The organism is Priestia sp. LL-8, from assembly GCF_036227845.1.
Taxonomy (GTDB): Bacteria; Bacillota; Bacilli; order Bacillales; family Bacillaceae_H; genus Priestia; species Priestia zanthoxyli.
On record NZ_JAZAQH010000001.1, the window covers coordinates 4,321,212 to 4,342,680 of the forward strand.

General features: G+C 38.0%; 22 protein-coding genes. 2 read left to right on the forward strand and 20 right to left on the reverse strand.

Features of this window, described 5'->3' with window-relative positions:
• Positions 1–10: 10 nt before the first annotated feature.
• Both U9R83_RS22610 and U9R83_RS22615 read right to left on the reverse strand, forming a co-directional pair.
• Positions 11–898 carry a deoxyribonuclease IV gene (locus tag U9R83_RS22610; protein ID WP_016765580.1) on the reverse strand — a complete coding sequence of 296 codons (888 nt, stop codon included), beginning with the start codon at positions 896–898 and terminating at the stop codon, positions 11–13.
• Positions 899–926: 28 nt separating this feature from the next.
• On the reverse strand, positions 927–2,246 hold the full coding sequence (locus tag U9R83_RS22615) for a DEAD/DEAH box helicase (protein ID WP_014458202.1): 1,320 nt from the start codon (positions 2,244–2,246) through the stop codon (positions 927–929).
• A 176-nt stretch (positions 2,247–2,422) separates the two neighbouring features.
• On the opposite strand from U9R83_RS22615, the gene U9R83_RS22620 reads away from it, so the two are divergent.
• Both U9R83_RS22620 and U9R83_RS22625 read left to right on the forward strand, forming a co-directional pair.
• Complete coding sequence (locus U9R83_RS22620; protein WP_243549946.1) at positions 2,423–3,136, forward strand: YqfQ family protein; 714 nt, start codon at positions 2,423–2,425, stop codon at positions 3,134–3,136.
• A gap of 128 nt (positions 3,137–3,264) precedes the next feature.
• A complete protein-coding gene (locus U9R83_RS22625) occupies positions 3,265–4,215 on the forward strand; it encodes a 4-hydroxy-3-methylbut-2-enyl diphosphate reductase (protein WP_014458200.1) in 951 nt (316 codons plus the stop codon).
• Between the two features lie 43 nt (positions 4,216–4,258).
• On the opposite strand, the gene U9R83_RS22630 is transcribed toward U9R83_RS22625, so the two are convergent.
• The 18 genes from U9R83_RS22630 to yqfD form a co-directional block, all read right to left on the reverse strand.
• A complete protein-coding gene (locus U9R83_RS22630) occupies positions 4,259–5,380 on the reverse strand; it encodes a Nif3-like dinuclear metal center hexameric protein (protein ID WP_014458199.1) in 1,122 nt (373 codons plus the stop codon).
• The gene (locus U9R83_RS22635; protein WP_014458198.1) at positions 5,377–6,081 is read right to left on the reverse strand and encodes a tRNA (adenine(22)-N(1))-methyltransferase; all 705 of its coding nucleotides are present in this window, start codon (positions 6,079–6,081) and stop codon (positions 5,377–5,379) included. Before U9R83_RS22635 ends, U9R83_RS22630 begins: the two co-directional genes overlap by 4 nt.
• Positions 6,082–6,251: 170 nt before the next feature.
• The gene (gene cccA / locus U9R83_RS22640) at positions 6,252–6,611 is read right to left on the reverse strand and encodes a cytochrome c550 (RefSeq protein WP_013085044.1); all 360 of its coding nucleotides are present in this window, start codon (positions 6,609–6,611) and stop codon (positions 6,252–6,254) included.
• A 131-nt stretch (positions 6,612–6,742) separates the two neighbouring features.
• On the reverse strand, positions 6,743–7,882 hold the full coding sequence (locus U9R83_RS22645) for an acyl-CoA dehydrogenase family protein (protein WP_013059218.1): 1,140 nt from the start codon (positions 7,880–7,882) through the stop codon (positions 6,743–6,745).
• Between the two features lie 382 nt (positions 7,883–8,264).
• Positions 8,265–9,398: an RNA polymerase sigma factor RpoD gene (gene rpoD, locus U9R83_RS22650; RefSeq protein ID WP_014458197.1), complete on the reverse strand. Its 1,134-nt coding sequence runs from the start codon at positions 9,396–9,398 to the stop codon at positions 8,265–8,267.
• A 65-nt stretch (positions 9,399–9,463) separates the two neighbouring features.
• Complete coding sequence (dnaG, locus tag U9R83_RS22655) at positions 9,464–11,272, reverse strand: DNA primase (protein WP_226554889.1); 1,809 nt, start codon at positions 11,270–11,272, stop codon at positions 9,464–9,466.
• 41 nt (positions 11,273–11,313) lie between these two features.
• Positions 11,314–11,784 (reverse strand): YaiI/YqxD family protein, encoded by a 471-nt coding sequence (locus U9R83_RS22660; RefSeq protein ID WP_080564741.1) that lies wholly within the window; start codon positions 11,782–11,784, stop codon positions 11,314–11,316.
• Between the two features lie 311 nt (positions 11,785–12,095).
• Positions 12,096–12,899: a pyruvate, water dikinase regulatory protein gene (locus U9R83_RS22665; RefSeq protein ID WP_014458195.1), complete on the reverse strand. Its 804-nt coding sequence runs from the start codon at positions 12,897–12,899 to the stop codon at positions 12,096–12,098.
• Positions 12,900–12,932: 33 nt separating this feature from the next.
• Positions 12,933–13,571 (reverse strand): helix-turn-helix transcriptional regulator, encoded by a 639-nt coding sequence (locus U9R83_RS22670; protein WP_025750542.1) that lies wholly within the window; start codon positions 13,569–13,571, stop codon positions 12,933–12,935.
• Positions 13,572–13,829: 258 nt separating this feature from the next.
• On the reverse strand, positions 13,830–14,594 hold the full coding sequence (recO, locus tag U9R83_RS22675) for a DNA repair protein RecO (RefSeq protein ID WP_014458194.1): 765 nt from the start codon (positions 14,592–14,594) through the stop codon (positions 13,830–13,832).
• 27 nt (positions 14,595–14,621) lie between these two features.
• Complete coding sequence (locus U9R83_RS22680) at positions 14,622–14,765, reverse strand: YqzL family protein (RefSeq protein WP_014458193.1); 144 nt, start codon at positions 14,763–14,765, stop codon at positions 14,622–14,624.
• 155 nt (positions 14,766–14,920) lie between these two features.
• Positions 14,921–15,826 carry a GTPase Era gene (gene era / locus U9R83_RS22685; protein ID WP_013059225.1) on the reverse strand — a complete coding sequence of 302 codons (906 nt, stop codon included), beginning with the start codon at positions 15,824–15,826 and terminating at the stop codon, positions 14,921–14,923.
• Entirely contained in the window at positions 15,819–16,217 is a 399-nt protein-coding gene (locus tag U9R83_RS22690; RefSeq protein WP_013059226.1) for a cytidine deaminase, read from the reverse strand. The genes era and U9R83_RS22690 overlap by 8 nt, the downstream gene beginning before the upstream one ends.
• Positions 16,218–16,308: 91 nt before the next feature.
• Entirely contained in the window at positions 16,309–16,680 is a 372-nt protein-coding gene (locus U9R83_RS22695) for a diacylglycerol kinase family protein (RefSeq protein WP_115654926.1), read from the reverse strand.
• The gene (gene ybeY / locus U9R83_RS22700) at positions 16,664–17,134 is read right to left on the reverse strand and encodes an rRNA maturation RNase YbeY (protein WP_014458190.1); all 471 of its coding nucleotides are present in this window, start codon (positions 17,132–17,134) and stop codon (positions 16,664–16,666) included. Before ybeY ends, U9R83_RS22695 begins: the two co-directional genes overlap by 17 nt.
• Complete coding sequence (locus tag U9R83_RS22705) at positions 17,131–19,239, reverse strand: HD family phosphohydrolase (RefSeq protein WP_035335158.1); 2,109 nt, start codon at positions 19,237–19,239, stop codon at positions 17,131–17,133. Before U9R83_RS22705 ends, ybeY begins: the two co-directional genes overlap by 4 nt.
• 63 nt (positions 19,240–19,302) lie before the next feature.
• On the reverse strand, positions 19,303–20,277 hold the full coding sequence (locus U9R83_RS22710; RefSeq protein WP_014458188.1) for a PhoH family protein: 975 nt from the start codon (positions 20,275–20,277) through the stop codon (positions 19,303–19,305).
• 3 nt (positions 20,278–20,280) lie between these two features.
• Positions 20,281–21,468, reverse strand: coding sequence for a sporulation protein YqfD (gene yqfD, locus U9R83_RS22715; RefSeq protein WP_014458187.1), 1,188 nt, complete (start codon positions 21,466–21,468; stop codon positions 20,281–20,283).
• Between the last annotated feature and the right edge of the window lies 1 nt (position 21,469).

Consider the following 21,469-nt stretch of genomic DNA (forward strand, 5'->3'; position numbering starts at 1 on the left):
CCATATGAAATTACATAAGCTTTTGTTTTAGCTCTGAATCAAAGCTTTGTGCACGAATCATATCAATTTCCAACTGATATGGCGCTTTTTTATTTTTCTTATCTTCTCCCACATAAGGAGTTTCTAGAATTTTAGGAACTTCTTTAAACGCTGGGTGATGAACAATATAATTCAGTGCACCAAATCCGATTTCACCAAATCCAATGTTTTCATGGCGGTCTTTTCGAGCACCGCGTACATTTTTACTATCATTGATGTGAAGCACTTTAATTCGCTGTATTCCTACGGTTTTGTCAAATTCATTTAATACACCGTCAAAGTCTTGAACGATATCATAACCAGCATCATGTACGTGACATGTGTCAAAACAAACGGAGAGCTTTTCATTGTGCGTCACGCCATCAATAATTTGGGCAATTTCTTCAAAGCTTCTTCCACACTCTGTTCCTTTTCCAGCCATTGTCTCAAGCGCAATTTGAACTTCTTGATCAGCTGTCAACACTTCGTTTAAGCCCTTGATAATTTGCTGAATACCGGCATCTGCTCCGGCGCCCACGTGAGCCCCTGGATGAAGAACAATTTGCTTTGCGCCAAGAGCATGGGTGCGCTGAATTTCAGACGTTAAGAAATCTACTCCAAGCTCAAATGTTTCGGGCTTTGTTGTATTTCCTAAATTAATGATATAGGGAGCATGTACAACAATATCTGTCATTCCATGCTCTTTCATATGCAGAAGACCAGCTTCAATATTAAGCTCTTCAATCTTTTTGCGACGAGTATTTTGTGGAGCGCCTGTATAGATCATAAACGTATTTGCTCCGTAAGAAGCTGCCTCTTCACTTGCTCCTAAAAGCATCTTTTTGCCGCTCATTGATACGTGAGAACCAATTTTCAACATTACTTTTTACACCTCTAACCTATTGCGATTAACGATTGTTGCGTCTTTCACTACGCTTTTTCTTTTGCACATACTTTGTAATTTCACGAGCACGTTTTTTCTTGTAGCCAGGCTTTACTTTCTTCGGCTTTTGAATAAAGCGATGTGCCTCTTCTCCCACTTCATCCGCTTTCTTCACACGCTTTTTACGGCGGTTACGGTCATCGATGGAAACCCATTCTTGCTTTTGAAGATCTTTGTTTACAAACTCGATTCCCATTTTCTCCAGCTTATTTACTGCATCTTCATCTTCCACATCGAAGATTGTAGCAGCAATTCCAGAATGACCGGCACGAGCTGTACGTCCTACGCGGTGAATGTAGAAATCTAGATCTGAAGGAAGCTCAAAGTTAATGACGTGTGAAATTCCTTCAATATCAATACCGCGAGCTGCTAAATCTGTCGCTACTACGTATTGAAATTCTAAATTATTAATTTGCTTCATCATTTTCTTACGGTCACGAGGAGATAAGTCTCCGTGAATTCTTCCTACCTTTAAGCCTTTAGACAGTAGGTCATCTGCTACTTCGTCCGCCATTTTCTTTGTATTTGTAAAGACGATAGCTAAATAAGGATTATACGAAATAAGCATATCATGCAGCAGCTTAAACTTGTTACGATGACGTAGTGGAACTAATACATGCTCTAATTTAGCCGCTGCTGCTTGCTTCGGCGAAACATGCGTAAATTTTGGATTTTCCATGTATTTTTTTAAGAATGGCTTTAGTTTTTCAGGAATAGTTGCTGAAAAAACAAGCATCTGTAATTTTTCAGGCATATTGCTTGCCAAACGGTCCACATCTTCTAAAAATCCCATATCAAGCATTAAATCAGCTTCGTCTACTACTAACGCCTTTGTTGTATACACAATTAACGCTTTTTCATTTACTAAATCAAACAAACGAGCCGGTGTTCCTACAACAACTTGAGGCTGCTTCTTTAATTTGTCGATTGTACGCTGCTTATCTGTACCGCCGATAAAACATTTTGCTGAAATTTCTTCTCCTTCAGCACTGTGTTTTGTTAGCTTTAATACTTCTTGATAAATTTGAGAAGCAAGCTCACGAGTTGGAGCGGTAATCACAACTTGTACTTCTTCTTTTTTAGGGTCTACCTTTTCAAGTAAAGGCAATAAATAAGCGTGTGTTTTGCCTGTCCCTGTTTGGGACTGACCAATTACACTTTCCCCTTTTAAAACAGAAGGAATTAATCGCTCCTGAATCTCTGTAGGCTGATAAAAACCTAATTGTTTAATTGCTTCTATTAAAAATGGTTGAAACTCAAAACGTTCAAAGTTTGTTTTTTCCATAATAGTCTCCTTTTTTACATTCACGTTCATCTTTTAAGGCACAATATATGATTATAATCGATTTTTCCTTCTGTGACTACTTCTCATTCATATTACTAAAACTTATTACCTGTTTCAAAAACATTTTATCGCGAGTTGCATACGATAGTAAAAGAAAATCTACTTTACTAAAGGAGGTGCGTCCTTTGCTACAGCGAAGACCACCATTTCCACCCGGTATGCAAAGAAGAATGATGCCAGGAATACCACCGCAAAACGGCTTTGGGCAACAACCTGGTAACTTTGGCCAATTTAATCCATTACAGCAGTTCCGTAACTTTGCCCAGCAAACAAATGCTCAACAATCATTTTACCCGAATCAGCAAGGCCTGAACCGTGGAGGAGGTAACTTCTTAACTCGCCTATTCCGAAGAGGCGGGAATAGAAACATCCCCTTTCAACAAGCAGCTGCTGCTGCTCCTCGAGGTTCTTTGTTTTCTGGCCTTTCAGGAGCCCAAGGTGCTGCAGGAGCGACTAACTCTTCTTCCCTGCTTGGAGGTTTGCAAGGATTAACGAACCCTGCTAACTTGAGCTCCATGATGGGGAATGTTCAGCGAGTATTAAAAGCTGCGGAAACGATGGGACCTATGATTCAACAATACGGACCTCTTGTCAAAAATGCTCCTTCTCTATGGAAAATCTATCAGGCCTTGCGCTCAAGTGATGACACAGATGAAGTACTCGAAGCAGAAGGAACAGAGGTTTCTGAAACTGATGAAAGTAAAGACAGTAAGGTTTTATCAGCAGGCGCAGAAAGCACGGATTCATCCGATGATGAGCTGGATTTCTTCGAAGAAGAAATTGAACTTCCCTCTAGAGATCGGGTGTCTAAACCAAAACTTTATATTTGATAAATCTGCTGATTCCTTAAGGAAATACAGTGAGTTAAAAAAGAATATCTTTGTATTCTTCCTTCCTCTTTTATATAATAGAAGCGAGTTGAATTGCTCGTCAGGATTATGATGAGGAGGAAATTGAAATGAAAGTTATTAAAATTGCACCGCGCGGCTATTGTTATGGTGTAGTAGACGCAATGGTCATTGCACGAAACGCCGCTTTAGATAAATCATTGCCTCGACCAATCTATATCTTAGGAATGATTGTTCATAATAAACACGTTACAGATGCGTTTGAAGAGGACGGCATTATCACACTGGACGGTGCTAATCGCCTAGAAATCTTAGACCAGATAAATGAAGGAACCGTTATTTTTACTGCGCACGGAGTATCTCCAGAAGTAAAAGAACGAGCAAAAGAAAAAGGCTTAACAACAATCGATGCTACATGTCCGGATGTTACAAAAACCCATGACCTTATTCGCCAAAAAGAAAAAGAAGGTTATGACGTTATTTATATTGGAAAACGAAATCACCCTGAGCCAGAAGGTGCACTTGGTATCGCACCAGATATCGTTCATTTAATTGAAAAAGCAGAAGACGTAGCCGATTTAAATATTCAACGTGAGAAAATCATTGTAACAAACCAGACAACAATGAGTCAGTGGGACGTTGCAGAAGTAATGGAAAAGGTAAAAGAAAAATATCCGCACGCTGAAGTTCACAAGGAAATTTGTTTAGCTACACAAGTTCGCCAAGAAGCTGTAGCCGAGCAAGCAGGTGAAGCAGATGTTACAATCGTAGTAGGAGATCCTAAAAGTAACAATTCAAACCGTTTAGCTCAAGTATCAATGGAGATTGCCGGCACTGAGGCATATCGTATTGGTGACATCTCAGAGCTTCAGATTGAATGGTTGATGAACGCGAAAACCGTAGCTGTTACGGCAGGCGCATCTACCCCTACTCCAATTACAAAAGAGGTCATCAATTTTCTAGATCAGTTCGATCCGGAAGATGAAACAACATGGACACGTGAAAAAAGCGTACCTCTTTCAAAAATTTTACCAAAAGTTCGAACAAAAAAATCGTCTTAATAGATGCAAAAGAAGGTGTTGACATTCGTCAACACCTTCTTTGTTACATAAACGTAAATGGGTTTGTGTCTACTTTTGAATCAAATACTTCACACTCAAAGTTTTTCGCATTAAAAAGACTGTTTAATACACGCGTTACACCTTGTCTCATGACTTTTTCAACATGATGACCAGGATCTACAACGTTTAATCCCATTGCCATTGCATCATGCGCAACATGGAAGTACAAATCACCTGTTACATAGGCATCTGCTCCGCTAAATTTTGCGTTTGTAATATATTTGTTTCCGTCTCCGCCAAGAACAGCTACTTTTTTCACAGTGGCATCCATAGACCCTACTACTCTGACACCATCTACATCCAATGCTTGTTTAACGTGATCGGCAAACTGTTTTAACGTCATCTCTTCTTTTAACTTACCAATTCGTCCAAGTCCAAGCGTTTCGCCCGTTTGTTCCACTGGATAAATGTCATAGGCTACTTCTTCGTAAGGATGAGCACTGAGCATGGCACGAATAATTTTATTTTGTTGACCTGCTTCAAAAATAGTTTCAACCTTTATTTCATTGACACGTTCTAGCTCTCCTTTTGAGCCAATGTATGGATTGGCTTCTGAAGAAGGTTTAAATGTGCCTTCGCCTTCTGTTGAAAACGTACAGTCACTGTAAAGGCCAACATGTCCAGCTCCCGCATCACAAATAGCTGTGCGCACTGCTTCAGCATGATTTGAAGGAACAAATACAGCAAGCTTTTTCAGCTCAATAGACGTTGTTGGAACCAGCACTTTTGTCTCTTGTAGCCCCAATGCTTCGGCCAATAAGTCATTTACTCCGCCTTTAGCTATATCTAAGTTTGTATGAGCAGCATATACGGCAATATCATGTTTGATGCATTTCTCTAAAATACGCCCTTCAGGACGATCTGTAACCACTTGTTTTAGAGGTCTAAAAATAGGAGGATGATGAGCAATAATCAAATCCACTTGTTTTTCAATCGCTTCGTCTACGACGGTTTCAAGAACATCTAACGTTACCATTACTTTTTTTACAGGCTTGTTTAACGTTCCAATCTGCAAACCAATTTTATCTCCTTCAACCGCTAAATGCTTGGGAGAAAATGATTCAAATGCTTCAATTACTTGAAATCCGTTAGGGATTTTACTCATTTTAACGCCTCCTCAATTAATGAGATGTCTTGGGTAAGTTTTTGAAGTTTTACTTTGCTTTCCTCTGATTGAGCCTGCTCCATTTGGCTGACAATTTGTTGAAGATGATTTAGTTCATGCGTCCACTTTGCAATAAAAGCAGAAGAGCGCTTTTCTTTTAAAATAGGGCCCATTAACACACCGGCTTCCACTTCACCCTTATAAGGAGCTAAGGCGTTTCCAGGTTCAGCGACGATGACTTCATACATACGACCGTCTTCTTCGATGATTTTTTCATCAATGATTTCCCAGTTATGTTGAATCAACCAGCTGCGAATATGATGTGAACCAATATTCGGCTGAAGCACAAGTCTTTTGACGCCTTCTAATTTCGCCTTTCCTTCTTCTAAAATCATCGTAATAAGCGTTCCACCCATTCCGCAGATTGTAATACAGTCTACTTCATTCGGTGATATTACTTCTAGGCCATTTCCTTTTCGAACGTCAATAACGTCCGTTAAGCTTGTTTTTTTCACCTGCTGAATAGCAGATTGAAGAGGACCTTCTGTAATTTCTCCTGCTACGGCACCGCTAATATATCCATTTAAATAAGCAAAACACGGCAAGTACGCATGATCTGAGCCAATGTCTGCTATCTTTGCTCCCAAAGGAATCGACTTTACTACTTCTTCAAGTCTTGTTGATAAGTTTAATTCATTCATTTTGTCACCTATTCTCTATGTGATTACTGTTCATTATTTTAACATAGATAGCTGCATGATTCCTATTTCTCTTCATGTTTTCATTCTAGCCGAATGCGTATAAAAAAATCATAAAAAAAAAAGCCTGCTTTATAAATGAGCGGCTTTCCAGAAAATCATGTTTCTGAACTCTATTTAATTTCTGATACCCATTTAGCCATTTCCTTCGCTTTTTCCGGAGGAACCAGCCCGGCCGGCATGTTTCCTTTACCGTTCACAACAATATCTGCAATTTCGTCTTGAGAAACTTTTTTCCCAATTCCTTTTAACGAAGGACCTACTCCACCTTGATACTGATCACCGTGACAACCAATACAAGTTTTTTGATAAATTTCTTCTGGTTTAGCTGAAGCCTGCTGTTCCGCGCCACCGCCTTCTTTTTCAGCCGCGATTTCTTTTGCATTGTTCAATCCGTTGAACGAAAGCGTTAACATTAAAGCAATCCCAATTACCGCAATTAATAAAAATGGTATTAGCGGATTTCGCTTCACTCACTATACCCCCTTTATGTATTCCCATCCCTAGAAATAACAAAATAGTATAAGCACTTTTATTTTACTTGAAAATGCTCATAAGTGAAAGGGTTTTATTTACATAATTAACTAATTTCTTATTACTTATCTTAACAGCCAATTTGCCTTGCGATAACCGAGCGCTGAATTTCTGAAGTTCCTTCTCCAATTTCTAAAAGCTTGGCATCTCGTAAATACCGCTCCACGTGATACTCCTTCATGTAGCCGTATCCTCCATGAATCTGAACAGCTTGACTGGCTACTTCCATACAAATTTCAGAAGCATACAGTTTACACATAGCAGCTTCTTTCGTAAATGGCTTTCCTTGGTCTTTTAACCACGCTGCTTTATACACCATATTTCTTGCTAACTCAATTTTCATCGCCATATCAGCTAATTTAAACTGAATCGCTTGAAACGATGAAATAGCTTTCCCAAATTGCTTTCTTTCCTGCGCATATGACAGTGCTTTTTCATAAGCCGCTTGAGCGATTCCAACGGCCATTGCGCCAATTCCAATTCTTCCTCCGTCGAGCGTCATTAGAAATTGTTTAAAACCTTCTCCTCTTACACCGAGTAAATTCTCTTCAGGCACTTCAACATCCTCTAAAACGAGTTCAGTTGTATTTGAAGCATGTAGACCCATTTTCTCGTAATTGTCTATTACAGTAAAACCTCGAGCTTCTGTAGGCACGATAATAGCTGAAATTTCTTTTTTACCTTCTGTGCGATTTGTAACAGCCGTTAAAGCTAAAAACTTTGCATAGCTGGCATTCGTAATATAGCATTTACTTCCATTAATCCTAAATGTTCCATCCTTCAACACTGCTTCGGTCTCCGTTCCCCCCGCGTCACTTCCTGCGTTCGGTTCGGTTAAACCAAACGCTCCAAAAGATTCCCCAGAGCATAAAGCAGGTAGGTACTGTTCTTTTTGCTCCTTTGTTCCGAATAAATAAATAGGTGCCCCCCCGAGCGAAACATGAGCTGAGTATGTAATTCCTGTAGAGCCACAAGCTTTACTTAATTCCTCTACGACAATAGCAAAACTAACCGTATCTGCTCCTCCGCCTCCATACTCTTCAGGAAAAGGAAGACCCATTACACCAAGCTCACTTAACTTTTTAAAAACATCAAGCGGAAATTGCTTACTTCGATCGCGCTCTAGTGCATTCGGTGCTACTTCCGCCTCTGAAAACTCTCTGAGCGTCCGTTGAATCATCTTTTGTTCATTGGTTAATTCAAAATTCATTTTTATTCCCCCTAAAAAAATGTATACGCTTACATTATTTAATTATAATTCATTTTTGTAAATTTTCTCAACTTTTAAAACGTTTTAATTTTTTCATGTTATAATAGAGAAGTACTAGTCAAAGCATGAATAAAATGATAGCGATTCCATTTTTCGGATGTTTAAAAGGAAGTTGAACAGCTTATGCTCTGGAACAAAAGAATATAAAGGAGCATTTGCAAAACGAAGGACAATTCAGTAAAATATATGAAAGAAGAAAAGTTGGTAAAAAAATCAATATACTTCTTCAAAATGCGTTTTTATGAAATTTATTCCATAAAAAATAGATAGCCCCTTTCCTCTAGGAAAGAAGCTATCTCATAAGCGTTATTTACGCTTTTATCTATTCTAAGAAATCTTTTAAACGTTTGCTTCGGCTAGGATGACGAAGCTTACGAAGCGCTTTAGCTTCAATTTGACGAATACGCTCACGCGTTACGCCAAATACTTTTCCTACTTCTTCAAGCGTACGCGTACGTCCATCGTCCAGACCAAATCGGAGTCTAAGAACATTTTCTTCGCGATCTGTTAACGTGTCAAGAACGTCTTCTAACTGCTCTTTTAATAATTCATATGCAGCATGTTCAGAAGGTGATGTTGCATCTTGGTCTTCAATGAAGTCACCTAAATGAGAATCATCTTCCTCACCAATTGGTGTTTCAAGAGAAACCGGCTCTTGAGCAATTTTTAAGATTTCACGAACTTTTTCTGGTGTTAAGTCCATATCTTCTGCAATTTCTTCAGGAGATGGTTCGCGACCTAAATCTTGTAGAAGCTGACGTTGAACACGAATTAGCTTGTTAATCGTTTCAACCATATGAACGGGAATACGAATCGTTCTCGCTTGGTCAGCAATTGCACGAGTAATAGCTTGACGAATCCACCATGTCGCATACGTACTGAATTTATAACCTTTGCGATAATCAAATTTTTCTACCGCTTTAATAAGACCCATGTTTCCTTCTTGAATTAAATCAAGAAACAGCATACCGCGCCCAACATAGCGTTTAGCGATACTTACAACAAGACGTAAGTTTGCTTCAGCAAGACGACGTTTCGCTTCTTCATCGCCTTCTTCAATACGTTTTGCTAAATTGATTTCTTCCTCTGCTGACAATAAGTCAACGCGTCCGATTTCTTTTAAGTACATACGAACTGGATCATTAATTTTCACACCAGGAGGTACACTTAAATCATTTAAATCAAACTCTTCTTCTTTTGACAGTTCTTGAATATCGGGATCGGCATCGTCATCATTTGCTTCAGATTCACTCATTACTTCAACACCTTGTTCTCCAAGGTATTCATAATATTCATCCATTTGATCGGATTCAATTTCGAAGTTCGACATACGCTCTGCAATTTCTTCGTATGTGAGTACACCACGTTTTTTTCCGATTTCGGTCAATTGATCTTTTACTTGTTCAATTGTTAAATCTGAATCAAGTTGTTTTGATTGAGCTGATTTTTCAGCCATCAGATCCCCTCCTTCCAAAATTTTAAGGAAAACCTTCTAAAAGTGGGACTAATACGCAATATCGTTTATTTTAACGTTTTTTTCAACTGTAAAATTTCCATTGCTATTGTCGCAGCTTTTAAATAATCTTTTTGACGCTCTGCTTCTTGCTTTTCTGCTTCTTTTTTTTCTATCGCTACCCTTTGTGGATAAACCAATATCGTTTGGATATAATCATTCAAAGCTTGCTCCGACAATTCATCATTGATTGACATCATCGCCAATTCTGAAGCTAGACTAGACAACGAAGACTCGGGCAACCGTTCGATAAATCCGCTCGGATTAGGCTCGTGTCCTTCCTCGTAATAAGCATACAAATATAGAACAAGCGCACGATGTTCCTCGACATTGAACTGACCTTGAAGTCGGTCTTGAATTCTAAATGCTACATCCTTATCTTTCAACATATGAGCGATCAAAAAACGTTCTGCATTTTGATAAGCCGGTAATAAGCTTTTCTTTACGACTGGTTGTCTATTTATATTATTTCGATTTGGAGAATCATTATCCTTTTTCTTTTTTTCAGTTCGATACACTTGATACTGCTGTTCTTTAAGCGCATCTAATGAAATGGAAAACTCTTGGGCCAATTGGCGTAAATAATGATCTCGCTCTACGGCTTTCGTAAGGAGGCTTATTTCTTTCAAAACGTCTTCAATGTACTGCATACGTTCAGATTCATTTTGTAGATTTCGTTTTCGGCGGAGATACCTCATTTGAAATGCCATAAAGGTCAAGCTGCTATTAATAACATCATTTTGAAACTTCTCTGCCCCGTATTCTTTAATATAATCATCCGGGTCATAACCATCCGGCATCACAGCAATCTTAACGGTACAACCCACATTTGTTAAGATAGCAGTTGCTTTGTGCGCTGCTTCAATTCCGGCAGAATCTGCATCATAGCAAATGATAACGGACTCTACATTTCGGCGAATAATCTTGGCTTGTTCTTCTGTTAAGGCAGTTCCCATTGTTGCAATTGCGTTCGGGCACCCCGCTTTAACAGCCGAAATAACATCTGCAAATCCTTCAAATAAAATAACCTGCTGATTTTTGCGTATATGTTTTTTAGCGCGGTGAAAGTTGTAGAGTGTGCGACTTTTGTTAAAAATAGAAGTTTCGGGACTGTTTAAATATTTAGGCTGCCCTTTTATCTCTTTTAGCAGGCGCCCTGAAAATGCAATTGTTTTGCCTTGCAAGTCAGCAATAGGAAACATAATTCGATCGCGAAAACGATCAAAGTACGTTTCATCTTGGTTGCGTTTAATGATTAAACCTGCATGTTCCATCTCTTGCGGATTAAACCCACGTTTTGTTAAGAACTTACTTACAAATTCCCACGAATCTAAAGCAAAACCTATCTCAAATTCATCGATAATTTCTCGTGAAAACCCTCGATTTATTAAATAATCATAAGCATCTTGGCCTTCTTTTGTATTTACCAATAAATGATGGTAAAATTTCTTTAAAAGCTCGTGTGCTTCAATCATTTTATTGCTAGGCTTTTGATTATCTTCTTCATGAGGATGTATCTCATGTTCGAAAGGAATATCTCCTTTTTCAGCAAGCTGCTGAGCTGCTTCTGTGAAGGACAGTCCTTCTAATTCCATTATGAATGAAAATGAATTCCCTCCTGCACCGCATCCAAAGCAATGATAAATTTGTTTATCAGGCGATACTGAAAAAGACGGTGTGCTTTCCCCATGAAACGGACAGAGTCCAAAATAATTGCGCCCTTGTTTTTTTAGTTGTACATAATCGCTTATGACGTCGACAATATCTACTGAATGCCGAATACGGTCGATTACTTCATCAGGAATTCGATTTGCCATAGTAACAGCTCCGTATTTCATATAATATTCTTCACTAAGTGCTAAATTCCTGCAAGTTTCGACAACATTTTTTCAAAAGCTTGAATGAAATGCTGGCGATCTTCTTCACTAAATGCCTTTGGGCCTTTAGTATGACGCCCTGACCGTCGCTCTTTTGCAGAAACATAGCGAAAGAAAAGCACCGTATTCATTTCGTCGTCATTATAGTACTTTCCACGAGGAGACAGTGCGTAAACCCCTCGACTTACTAACATGCTTGCTAAGCCAGTATCTTGAGTTACAACAATATCCTGCTTGACTGCGTGATTTAAAATGTATAAATCTGCGGCTTCCTTTTCTGCATCCACATAGACCCATTTTCCTGGTGTAGGATTTGTTTGCATGTGAGCATAGGAAGCAACAAACACAAGCTCGATGTCATATGTATGTGTAAGTTCAACGATTTCTGCTTTAACAGGGCATGCATCAGCATCGACAAAAACTTTACTTTTTCTTTTGCTATAACTCTGTATTCTACATCCCTCCAGAGATTCCTTCTAACAATTTGTTATTTCCTGTAGATGGCATTTGTCGAATACTTTTTTCGATTTTGACTTGACTTTTATATAAATAGTTTATTCGTTCTTAACAAAGTCTAAACCTAAAACTATTCTTTTTTATCACAATTTTTTATTATAATATAAACAACCTATATTTTCTATACAAAAGTCACTTGTTTTTAAAAGTTCTGTCATATTCATATTACGTATATCTTCTTAGGCTTACAGTCTATAAACATAAGAAAGCAATCTCCTTTCTGTCACGCACAGAGGAGATCCATCGTTTATTTCTTTTTGATGGTATTAAGAATGATACCAGCTGTTTCTTCTACGGCTCTGTTGGATACGTCAACTACTTCACAGCCAATCTTATCTACAATCCCTTGGAAAAATTCAAGTTCTTCTTTAATACGGCCAATATTAGCATAAATTGCTTTATCGTTTAGCCCAAGAGACTTCAAACGCTCTTTACGAATATCGTTTAATTTTTCAGGACTAATAGTAAGCCCTATACACTTCTCAGGTGATACATGAAACAGCTCTTCTGGTGGATCTACCTCAGGTACAATTGGAACATTGGCTACTTTCAAACGCTTGTGTGCTAAAAATTGAGAAAGAGGTGTTTTAGATGTTCTTGATACACCGATTAATACGATATCTGCTCTAAGAATACCTCTCGGATCACGCCCATCGTCATATTTCACTGCAAATTCAATCGCTTCTACTTTCTTAAAATAATCTTCGTCTAATTTTCTAGCCATTCCAGGCTCATAGCGAGGAGAAAGTTGATAAGAAGATTGAATTTTATCAATTAAAGGTCCAATAATATCAAATACCTCTACCCCGTTCTTGGACGCTTCTTGAATTAAAAATTCTCTCATTTCGGGCTTTACTAACGTAAAGCCAATAATAGCGTTGTTCAACTTCGCTACTGAAACCACTTCTGAAAGTGTTGCGATGTCCTCTACGTAAGGTACTCTTTTAATTACAAAGTCCGTCATATTGAACTGGCTTGATGCAGCCTTTACAACTAGTTCAGCTGTCTCACCTACAGAATCCGAAATGACATAAAGACATGGGTTGTTCATATTTTGTGCATCCCCTTTTTAATCCTTTTTCACTTATAATACTTCATCGTTTGCTAATGCTACTAGTAATTTTGTAATATTTGTTTTGGTAATGCGTCCCACCACTTCAAAATTGCCGTCTCCCTCTTTAATAACGGGCATAGCATCAATCTGTTTTTCAATTAAGATCTTAGCAATATCAATTAACAAATCTTCGCGATAGCAATATGTAATGTTGGGCATTCTCGTCATGATAATATGAACAGGAATAGATGTGAGCTCTTGCTTTCCGATACTTGCGCGCAATAAATCTTTACGCGACAGTACTCCCACTAGCTGGGATTTCTCATCCACTACAAAAAGGGTCCCCACGTCTTCTAAAAACATTGTACAAATAGCATCATATACCGACACATTTTCGTTCACGACTACCGGGATAGACTGATATTCTTGCACCTGTATTTTTTTTATTTTATCTGTAAGAAGCTGTGCTCCTGTTTTACCTGTGTAAAAGTAACCGACGCGCGGTCGCGCTTCTAAATAACCAGCCATTGTTAAAATAGCCAAGTCCGGTCTTAGTGTTGCCCGCGTAAGGCTAAGCTGATCTGCAATATGCTCGCCTGTAATAGGGCCTTCGTCTTTGACAATTTGCAAAATTTGTTCTTGTCGTTTGTTCAGTTCGATTGTACTCACCACCTAATCATTAAATGTGACATACTATTTATAAAACATTATATACTTTTTAAGCAAAAGTAAAAGCTATAACTTATTAATTTTAGCATTTTATCTTTTTAGAATGCCGTTTATTTTACCACGGCTTCTCAAAAAAAGCAGGCATTACGCTTACAATAAGCGAAACTATCCCTTCGCTCCACAGTAAAAAGGGTGTCCTCTACACACTACGAGGCACCCTAGCGACAGCAATTCCTTGCATATCACTGATTATCTTTTCTATTTCTCATCAGAGAGCGATTGTTTTAAAGACTCCATCTGATTCAAAAACCGCTTTGTTTTTAAAAACAATCCTGAATATTCTTCGTAATATTGATCAATTACAAACTTTAATTGTTTTTTTGTTTCAGGCTTAACAGAAATAGAACCTAACCGCTTTAAATCAATGTAATAAAATAGTCTTAATAGTTTAACCGTCATCGGACTAATTTTCAAATGATAAGGATCTTTTTCTAAGCATCGATGACAAATAAACCCGCCTTCTCGAATGGAAAAATGAAATGTTCCTTCACCTCGATGGCAGACTGCACATTCATTTAATGTAGGATGAAGACCTAGAACGTTTAACATTTTCATTTCATAAATAAATGTTAAGATCTCTGCATCATACTCTTCGTTCATATAATGAATAGTTTGGTGCAGCAACTCAAATAGAAATGGATTTGGTTTATTGTTCTCAGTAGCTTTATCCGTTAATTCAAGAATATAAGAAGCATACGCTGTTGTGAAGATATCTTCGCGTATGCTTCTCATAGATGAGATAACTTCTCCTTGATGGAGAGTACCCATTCCCGAACCTGCTTGTATAAAAAAGTATCCATACGTAAATAATTGTGTGACGGAAGCCAAGCGACTACTGGGCTTTTTTGCCCCTCTTGCCATGAGACCCACTTTTCCGAGTTCACGTGAATAAATGGTGACAATTTTATTTGATTCACCGTAATCATTCGTTCGAATGACAATTCCTTCACACTTTTTAAACAATCATCATCACCGCCATCTTACAGAAGGCTAAGACAAGGGAGAATTGAGACTTTCGCTGTTGTCCTCATATGTTTCGGGTCTTTCTTTCACTTCATTTTCAAGTTCCTTAAAAATGAGATAAGTATCAATGCTACCTGTTTGTGAAAAAATGTTCCAAGTAAAATTCAACATAGAACTCCCACCTTTCTAACCATAAAGATCAGATACATATTTCAATTCCTTATGTTTAGAATAGCCTTCCGACGTAAAATCATGTAACACAATTTTTTACAAATTACCTTCTTTTATGAAGGGATATAAATCAATGCAAACAAGAACTTAAATGATTAGTATTCGTCTTCTCTAAATCCAAAGTCACGAAGATGCGACGCTCGGTTTCGCCAATCTTTTTGCACTTTTACCCATAGTTCTAAAAATACTTTTGAACCTAAAAGGGCTTCAATGTCTGCTCTTGCTTTTCTTCCTACCTCTTTTAACATCTTTCCTTGCTTTCCAATTACAATGCCTTTTTGTGAATCTCTTTCGACGATAATTGTAGCGCCGACGTAAACAGCACCATTATCTCGTCTTTGCATAGAATCCATCACAACGGCAATAGAATGAGGTATTTCTTCCCTCGTTGCATGCAGTACTTTTTCACGAATCAATTCCGTAATAATAAAGCGCTCTGGATGATCTGTTACTTGATCTGCCGGATAATATTGCGGACCTTCCGGCAATCGCTGCTTAATTTGATCAAGCAAACGCTCCACGTTATTTCCTTGTAAAGCTGAAATTGGCACAATTTCAGCAAAAGGATATAAGTCTTTATAATTCGTGATAATTGAAAACAATTCGTCTGGATGAATTTCATCAATTTTATTAATCACAAGGAAAACAGGCGTTTTTGTATCCTTTAAACGCTCAATAATAAATTCATCGCCTCGACCTAAGCCTTCTGTTGCGTTAATCATAAATAAAATTAAATCTACTTCTTTAAGCGTATTTTGCGCTACCTTCATCATAAAGTCGCCTAATTTATGCTTTGGTTTATGAATTCCTGGTGTATCAATAAACACAATTTGCGCTTGATCTTCCGTATACACACCCTGAATTTTATTTCTAGTTGTTTGCGGTTTATCACTCATAATCGCAATCTTTTGACCAATTACTCGGTTCAAAAAAGTTGATTTCCCTACGTTTGGTCTTCCAATAATTGAAACAAAACCTGACTTAAATTCATTATTACTCATGTAAATCCTCCGATGAAAATGCTCCTGGAAGTAATTCTTCCACAGTTAATTCTTGTATGTCATTTTTTAAATTGGTTAATATAACTTTCATTTCTTTTGGACAAAGCTCAGAGATTACTTGTCTGCATGCTCCACACGGAGAAACAGGACGATCAGTATCAGCTACTACAGCAAGTGCTGCATACTCTTTATCTCCTTCTGAATAGGCTTTAAATAAAGCCGTACGCTCAGCACAATTGCACATGCTATAAGCTGCATTTTCAATGTTGCAGCCGCGATAAACCTTTCCATCTTTCGTCAATAAAGCTGCACCAACTTTAAATTTTGAATACGGTACATAAGCCATTTCACGAGCTTTTTTCGCCTCATCAATCAGTCCGGTCTTATCCATTTATCCGCTCTCCTTTTGCGCTTCTACATGTCTTTTAACTTGTCCTTTTTTATTATACCACGGGGGTGTAAAGAACCAAAAAGAATCCTTTTTAAAACAAATACTTTAAGAAAATAACTCCTCCTATAAGGACAGCAAAACACGCATAGACCAACACCGCGGCTGCGGCTGCATCTTTTGCGTGTTTTGCTAGTATGTGATATTCAGGAGAAACTAAATCGACAACTTTTTCAACTGCTGTATTCATTAACTCCAAGCTGAACATGCCTGCAATTAGAAGCAGCACAACCGTCCATTCACCAGCTGTAATTGACAGCACGGTGCCTAAGAGGAGGACGATGAAAGAAGCTGCTATGTGAATTTGCATATTTCTCTGTGTTTTACAAACATATATAAACCCTTCTATTGCATAACCAAAGCTACTGACAACTTTAGCTATCCCCTTTTTATCGCGAGAGTCCATATTGTTCTAAAATATCTTTTTGACGTGTAAACATCTCTTTTTCATCTTCTGATGTTTCATGGTCATATCCAAGCAAGTGCAAGAAACCGTGAACCGTCAAGAATCCTAGCTCCCTCATAAACGAGTGATTGTATTCTTCTGCTTGCTCATGAGCTTTTGGAATCGAAATGACAATATCCCCTAGGACCCTTGGCATCTCATCTCCGATAATTTGCATTTCATCTTCGCCCATTTCTTCTAGCGCAAACGATATTACATCCGTTGGCTGATTTTTATGGCGGTATTGATGATTGATTTCTTGAATTCGGTCATTATCCACAAATGTAACGGATACTTCTGCATCCTCTTGCAGATTTTCATATATAGCAGCAGCTTCAAGCAGCTGCTCAAGCTCTTTTTGCTGTTCTTCACTCACTTCGTTTGTTTCATCAATAAAATCAATAACTAAACTCATACCTTCACCTTCTCTTTTTTTATCTCTGGATATTCGATTCGGGAATGAAAAATCCCATTTAAAGTTTCACATAGTGCTTGGCGAATTAACTCTAGCTCTTTGAGCGTTACGTTACACTCGCTAAGCTGCTCATCCTGCAAGCGGTCTTTAATAATATTTCGCACCAAGTTCTCAATTTTTTCCGGAGTCGGATTGGACATTGACCTTACGGCTGCTTCTACACTATCAGCTATGCAAATAACCGCTGCTTCTTTCGACTGAGGCTTTGGTCCAGGATAGCGATATTCTTTTTCATCAATTTTTTCTTCTGTCTGTTCAAGTGCCTTATGATAGAAAAACTTAAGCAGGGTCGTTCCGTGATGCTGCTCTGCAATATCTACAATCTCTTTTGGAAACTTATGATTTCGCAAAATGGTAGCTCCATCTGTAGCATGTGCGATTATAATATTTTTACTAGTCTTCGGACTTAGTTTATCATGCGGATTGGTAATATTCATTTGATTTTCAATAAAATACTGCGGTCGCTTCGTTTTACCAATATCATGGTAATAAGCTCCGACTCTCGCTAATAAACCGTTAGCTCCTATCGTTTCGCACGCCGCTTCAGATAAGTTTGCCACCATTACACTGTGATGATACGTTCCAGGTGTTTCGGTTAAGATTTTACGTAATAGCGGATGATTAGGACTCGATAATTCAATCAGCTTCATCGTAGATAAAATGCCAAATCCACTTTCAAAAAACGGAAGCAAGCCTATAGTTAAAACGGAAGCAATAACACCAGATGCAATTGACATCATGCTGTAATAGCCAAGCTCTACAGTGCCGATTTGGCCATTTTTAATAAAAATAATAGCAAAGCTGATAATTACGTTTACCATAGCCACAAATAGACCTGCCTGTAAAATCCGTGAACGCCTGTGCTGTCTGCTTAAAAATAAAATAGCAGCAATATTGCTAATTAAAAAGTAGATCCCAATGTTCATATTAAACGAGGTTGTCAATTCACCATTAAAAATAATGCTTCCACAAATAGCAAATACAATGCTTGATAAAATAGCAATGCGTTCATCCATTAAAATTCGAATCAGCAAACCTCCCACCGCAACAGGAGCTAAGAAACCAATTTCCGATAAATCAATTTGCTGAAACAAGCTTAAGATTTTCATGAGGCCAATCGTAATGGTTGCTACCAATACATACAACAGCAAGGGCTGATATGTCTTGGTGTGAAATTCACGTAAATAGTAAATGAGGCCCGCTATCATCATTACAATCAGCAAAGCTAACCCCGCAAAAGGCTGAATAGATCCTTTATTATTCAACAATCCCGCGAGCTGGAGCTGACGATATATATCAGGATTAATAAGCTGATTTTCTTCTACAATAATCTGGCCTTGTTTGATTCGGACAGGCTCCACTTTTTCCACAGCTGCTTGACGGTTTTCAGCTGTTTTTTGTGGATCATAAATCACATTTGGAATGATAGCGAATTTAGCAATTGCATTCATTGAATCCTTTAGGGAATTGCTGACATTGGTGTAAACAAGCTGACTTTCTACCTGGTCTTTTTTCTCTTCTACATCGCTAATCTTCACTTGATCTTTCATCACATGATGAACGGCCGTGACTACAGCATCTTTTGCAATCGATAAATCACTGTTAGAAGACTGAAGCAGCTGCTTAATGGTATCCTTTGGCAAGTTTTTTTGAATGTCTTCAGGAAGCTTGTCCTCTAGCATTTTTTGTTTGGTTTTTAATACGGCATCGATACTGTCATCTTCATGATCTTCTTTTTCATATTCTGTATTAACTTCCATCATCGCATCAAAAATAGATGCAACAAGATCGACTTGGTTCTGTGCGTATTCTGTTTTTTGTGTATACACATCTTCAACGGCTTGTTCTGCCTCTGCCCGTTTTTTCTCTGTACTCTCTTTATCTTCAATGGTAACGGGTGAGTAAATGGTTTGCGGGGAAATAGACAGTAATCTGAGATCTAATTCCTGCGGCTTTACATTGCTATACATAGACGCAAACATCATTACACCTAGCAAGGCATATAACCCAATTTGAATTAACCGTAATCGCTCGATCTGTGCCATTGTTTGCTTGATTATCCGAAACGTTGACACAAACGTACCCCCTTTTACAAAAAATAGACCCTATTAAGAAAGGGTCTTTTGGTCAGCTTGTTCGTACGCTTGAATGATGCGTCCCACAAGTGGATGGCGCACAACATCTGACTGTTCTAGATGAACAAATGAAATACCTTTAACATTGGTCAGGATTTTCGAGACAGCTGCTAGACCAGACTGAGCTCCTTTTGGTAAATCAATTTGTGAAATATCTCCTGTAATCACCATTTTGGACCCAAATCCTAGTCGTGTTAAAAACATCTTCATTTGCGCCATCGTGGTGTTTTGCGCTTCGTCTAAGATAACAAACGCATCATCTAGTGTACGACCTCGCATATAGGCAAGGGGTGCTATTTCAATAACTCCGCGTTCGATTAGGCGTTGCGTGTGTTCTGTTCCTAATACATCATGTAATGCATCGTACAGAGGCCGCAAGTACGGATCTACTTTTTCTTTCAAATCTCCTGGCAAGAAGCCAAGACTTTCACCTGCTTCAACAGCAGGACGTGTTAAAATAATACGCTGTACGTGACCATTTTTAAGAGCATTAACGGCCATGACAACGGCTAAATACGTTTTACCGGTACCAGCAGGCCCAATTCCAAATACCAAATCATTTTTCTTAATAGAAGAAATGTATTGACTTTGTCCTAATGTCTTAACACGAATAGTCTTACCTTTTACATTTTTACCAATCTCTTCTTCATATACATCTTCAAAAAACTCGAGAGAATTTTTCTTAGCTAATTGAATCGCATACACAACATCTCGTTCAGATATGGAAATATTTTTTCGGATAATGTTCAGTAACTTTTTAAGCATTTCTTCCACTAGCTGAACATTTTCTGTACTTCCCGAGACTACAACAGTCTCACCTCTTGAAATGATAGAGACCTGCATTTCTTCTTCAATTCGCTTTAAATTCGCATCTTGTACGCCAAATAATGAAATGGCTTCGTTTGAATCATCAAGTTGTACGTTAATTGTTACTAGCTGTTCTGACATTCATCAATCTCCTTGAATAATTGGTTGAGTGTTCGCAATATTTTCTATAACTTGGTAATGTATTGATAATCTAACTTTACCATTGTCCTGTTCTTGGTGCAAAACTTTTTCACCTTTTATTTTAGCATCCTCACCTAAAGTTGATAGTAATTTTTTTCGACCGATTTCCAAAGCTTTTTCCACCGCCTCTTGTTTAGAATAGACGCGCTGAGAGTTCTGTTCTTCTCGTACAGCAACTTTCTCATACGACAGAGGTAATTTCCATTTAAAAAAATAGAGTGGATGCTCCACTTTTTCTGTCACCCTTGAGCTGTATTTTTCTTTGTTAAAAGCCCAAAGAGGCATTTTAAAAGCTTGAAAATCTAAATAGTGCTTCGTATATCCATTACCCGTTAATACCTGAAAATCAGTTTTTAAAGGCACTTCTACCTCAGACTTGTACCATGTTTCACCGTAGACTTTCCCTTTAGCAGCTACTACTTTTTTATTTTTTTCGTTTCCGATAATACCGGAAACCAAGACCTCGCCTTCATTGACAAAATCATTAACCTTGACTAAAGGTTGTCCTTTTTCGACAAACAAATTCGTAATAATGGCTTTCTTTTTAGCAATTAAATGTTGGTAAGGTGTTTTTTGCTGAGGCTTGGGCTCATTTTTTTCAACCACTTGGAAGTGATAAGAAGTGCCGCGCACTTCTACTCCCACCCAGGTAATATTGTTCATATTATCCGTTAAATAGCGCTGAATTTTTTCAGGACTCTCTAACAGAAATTGAAACTCTCCTCTTTTTACACCTATTTTGGCAAGCTGCTTAGTCATTTGATGTTCTGTTTGTGGTTCTGCACCACTAATTTCCACTTTCCACACCATGTTGGAAAGCAAACCAAGAATAATAAAAAAAGAAAGAAAACCTAAAGCAAATCCACTATTTTTGATCACTCGCTTTGTTAAAAAAGGAAAACCTCTGCCTCTTATAAAATAAATTTTACAATCTGCGTTGCGAATTAGTATACGAATTTTCTTTACATCTTTCAATAATATCGTTGCTGTCGCTAGCTGACCGTCAACTTTATGGACATTCGAAATCATAATCTGTTGTCTCACACAATTATTTAAGAAACGTTCAATTCCTTTTCCAACAATTCGAATACGTACGGTACCAATAACAAAGTTTGTCCATCCATTCTTCATT

Coding starts and splice junctions, on each gene's coding strand:
- U9R83_RS22610 (WP_016765580.1), bottom strand. CDS start 898: ATGTTGAAAATTGGTTCTCACGTATCAATGAGCGGCAAAAAGATGCTT.
- U9R83_RS22615 (WP_014458202.1), bottom strand. CDS start 2,246: ATGGAAAAAACAAACTTTGAACGTTTTGAGTTTCAACCATTTTTAATA.
- U9R83_RS22625 (WP_014458200.1), top strand. CDS start 3,265: ATGAAAGTTATTAAAATTGCACCGCGCGGCTATTGTTATGGTGTAGTA.
- U9R83_RS22630 (WP_014458199.1), bottom strand. CDS start 5,380: ATGAGTAAAATCCCTAACGGATTTCAAGTAATTGAAGCATTTGAATCA.
- U9R83_RS22635 (WP_014458198.1), bottom strand. CDS start 6,081: ATGAATGAATTAAACTTATCAACAAGACTTGAAGAAGTAGTAAAGTCG.
- U9R83_RS22645 (WP_013059218.1), bottom strand. CDS start 7,882: ATGAATTTTGAATTAACCAATGAACAAAAGATGATTCAACGGACGCTC.
- rpoD (WP_014458197.1), bottom strand. CDS start 9,398: ATGGCTGAAAAATCAGCTCAATCAAAACAACTTGATTCAGATTTAACA.
- dnaG (WP_226554889.1), bottom strand. CDS start 11,272: ATGGCAAATCGAATTCCTGATGAAGTAATCGACCGTATTCGGCATTCA.
- U9R83_RS22665 (WP_014458195.1), bottom strand. CDS start 12,899: ATGAACAACCCATGTCTTTATGTCATTTCGGATTCTGTAGGTGAGACA.
- U9R83_RS22680 (WP_014458193.1), bottom strand. CDS start 14,765: ATGTTGAATTTTACTTGGAACATTTTTTCACAAACAGGTAGCATTGAT.
- era (WP_013059225.1), bottom strand. CDS start 15,826: ATGAGTAATAATGAATTTAAGTCAGGTTTTGTTTCAATTATTGGAAGA.
- U9R83_RS22690 (WP_013059226.1), bottom strand. CDS start 16,217: ATGGATAAGACCGGACTGATTGATGAGGCGAAAAAAGCTCGTGAAATG.
- U9R83_RS22695 (WP_115654926.1), bottom strand. CDS start 16,680: ATGGACTCTCGCGATAAAAAGGGGATAGCTAAAGTTGTCAGTAGCTTT.
- ybeY (WP_014458190.1), bottom strand. CDS start 17,134: ATGAGTTTAGTTATTGATTTTATTGATGAAACAAACGAAGTGAGTGAA.
- U9R83_RS22705 (WP_035335158.1), bottom strand. CDS start 19,239: ATGGCACAGATCGAGCGATTACGGTTAATTCAAATTGGGTTATATGCC.
- U9R83_RS22710 (WP_014458188.1), bottom strand. CDS start 20,277: ATGTCAGAACAGCTAGTAACAATTAACGTACAACTTGATGATTCAAAC.
- yqfD (WP_014458187.1), bottom strand. CDS start 21,468: ATGAAGAATGGATGGACAAACTTTGTTATTGGTACCGTACGTATTCGA.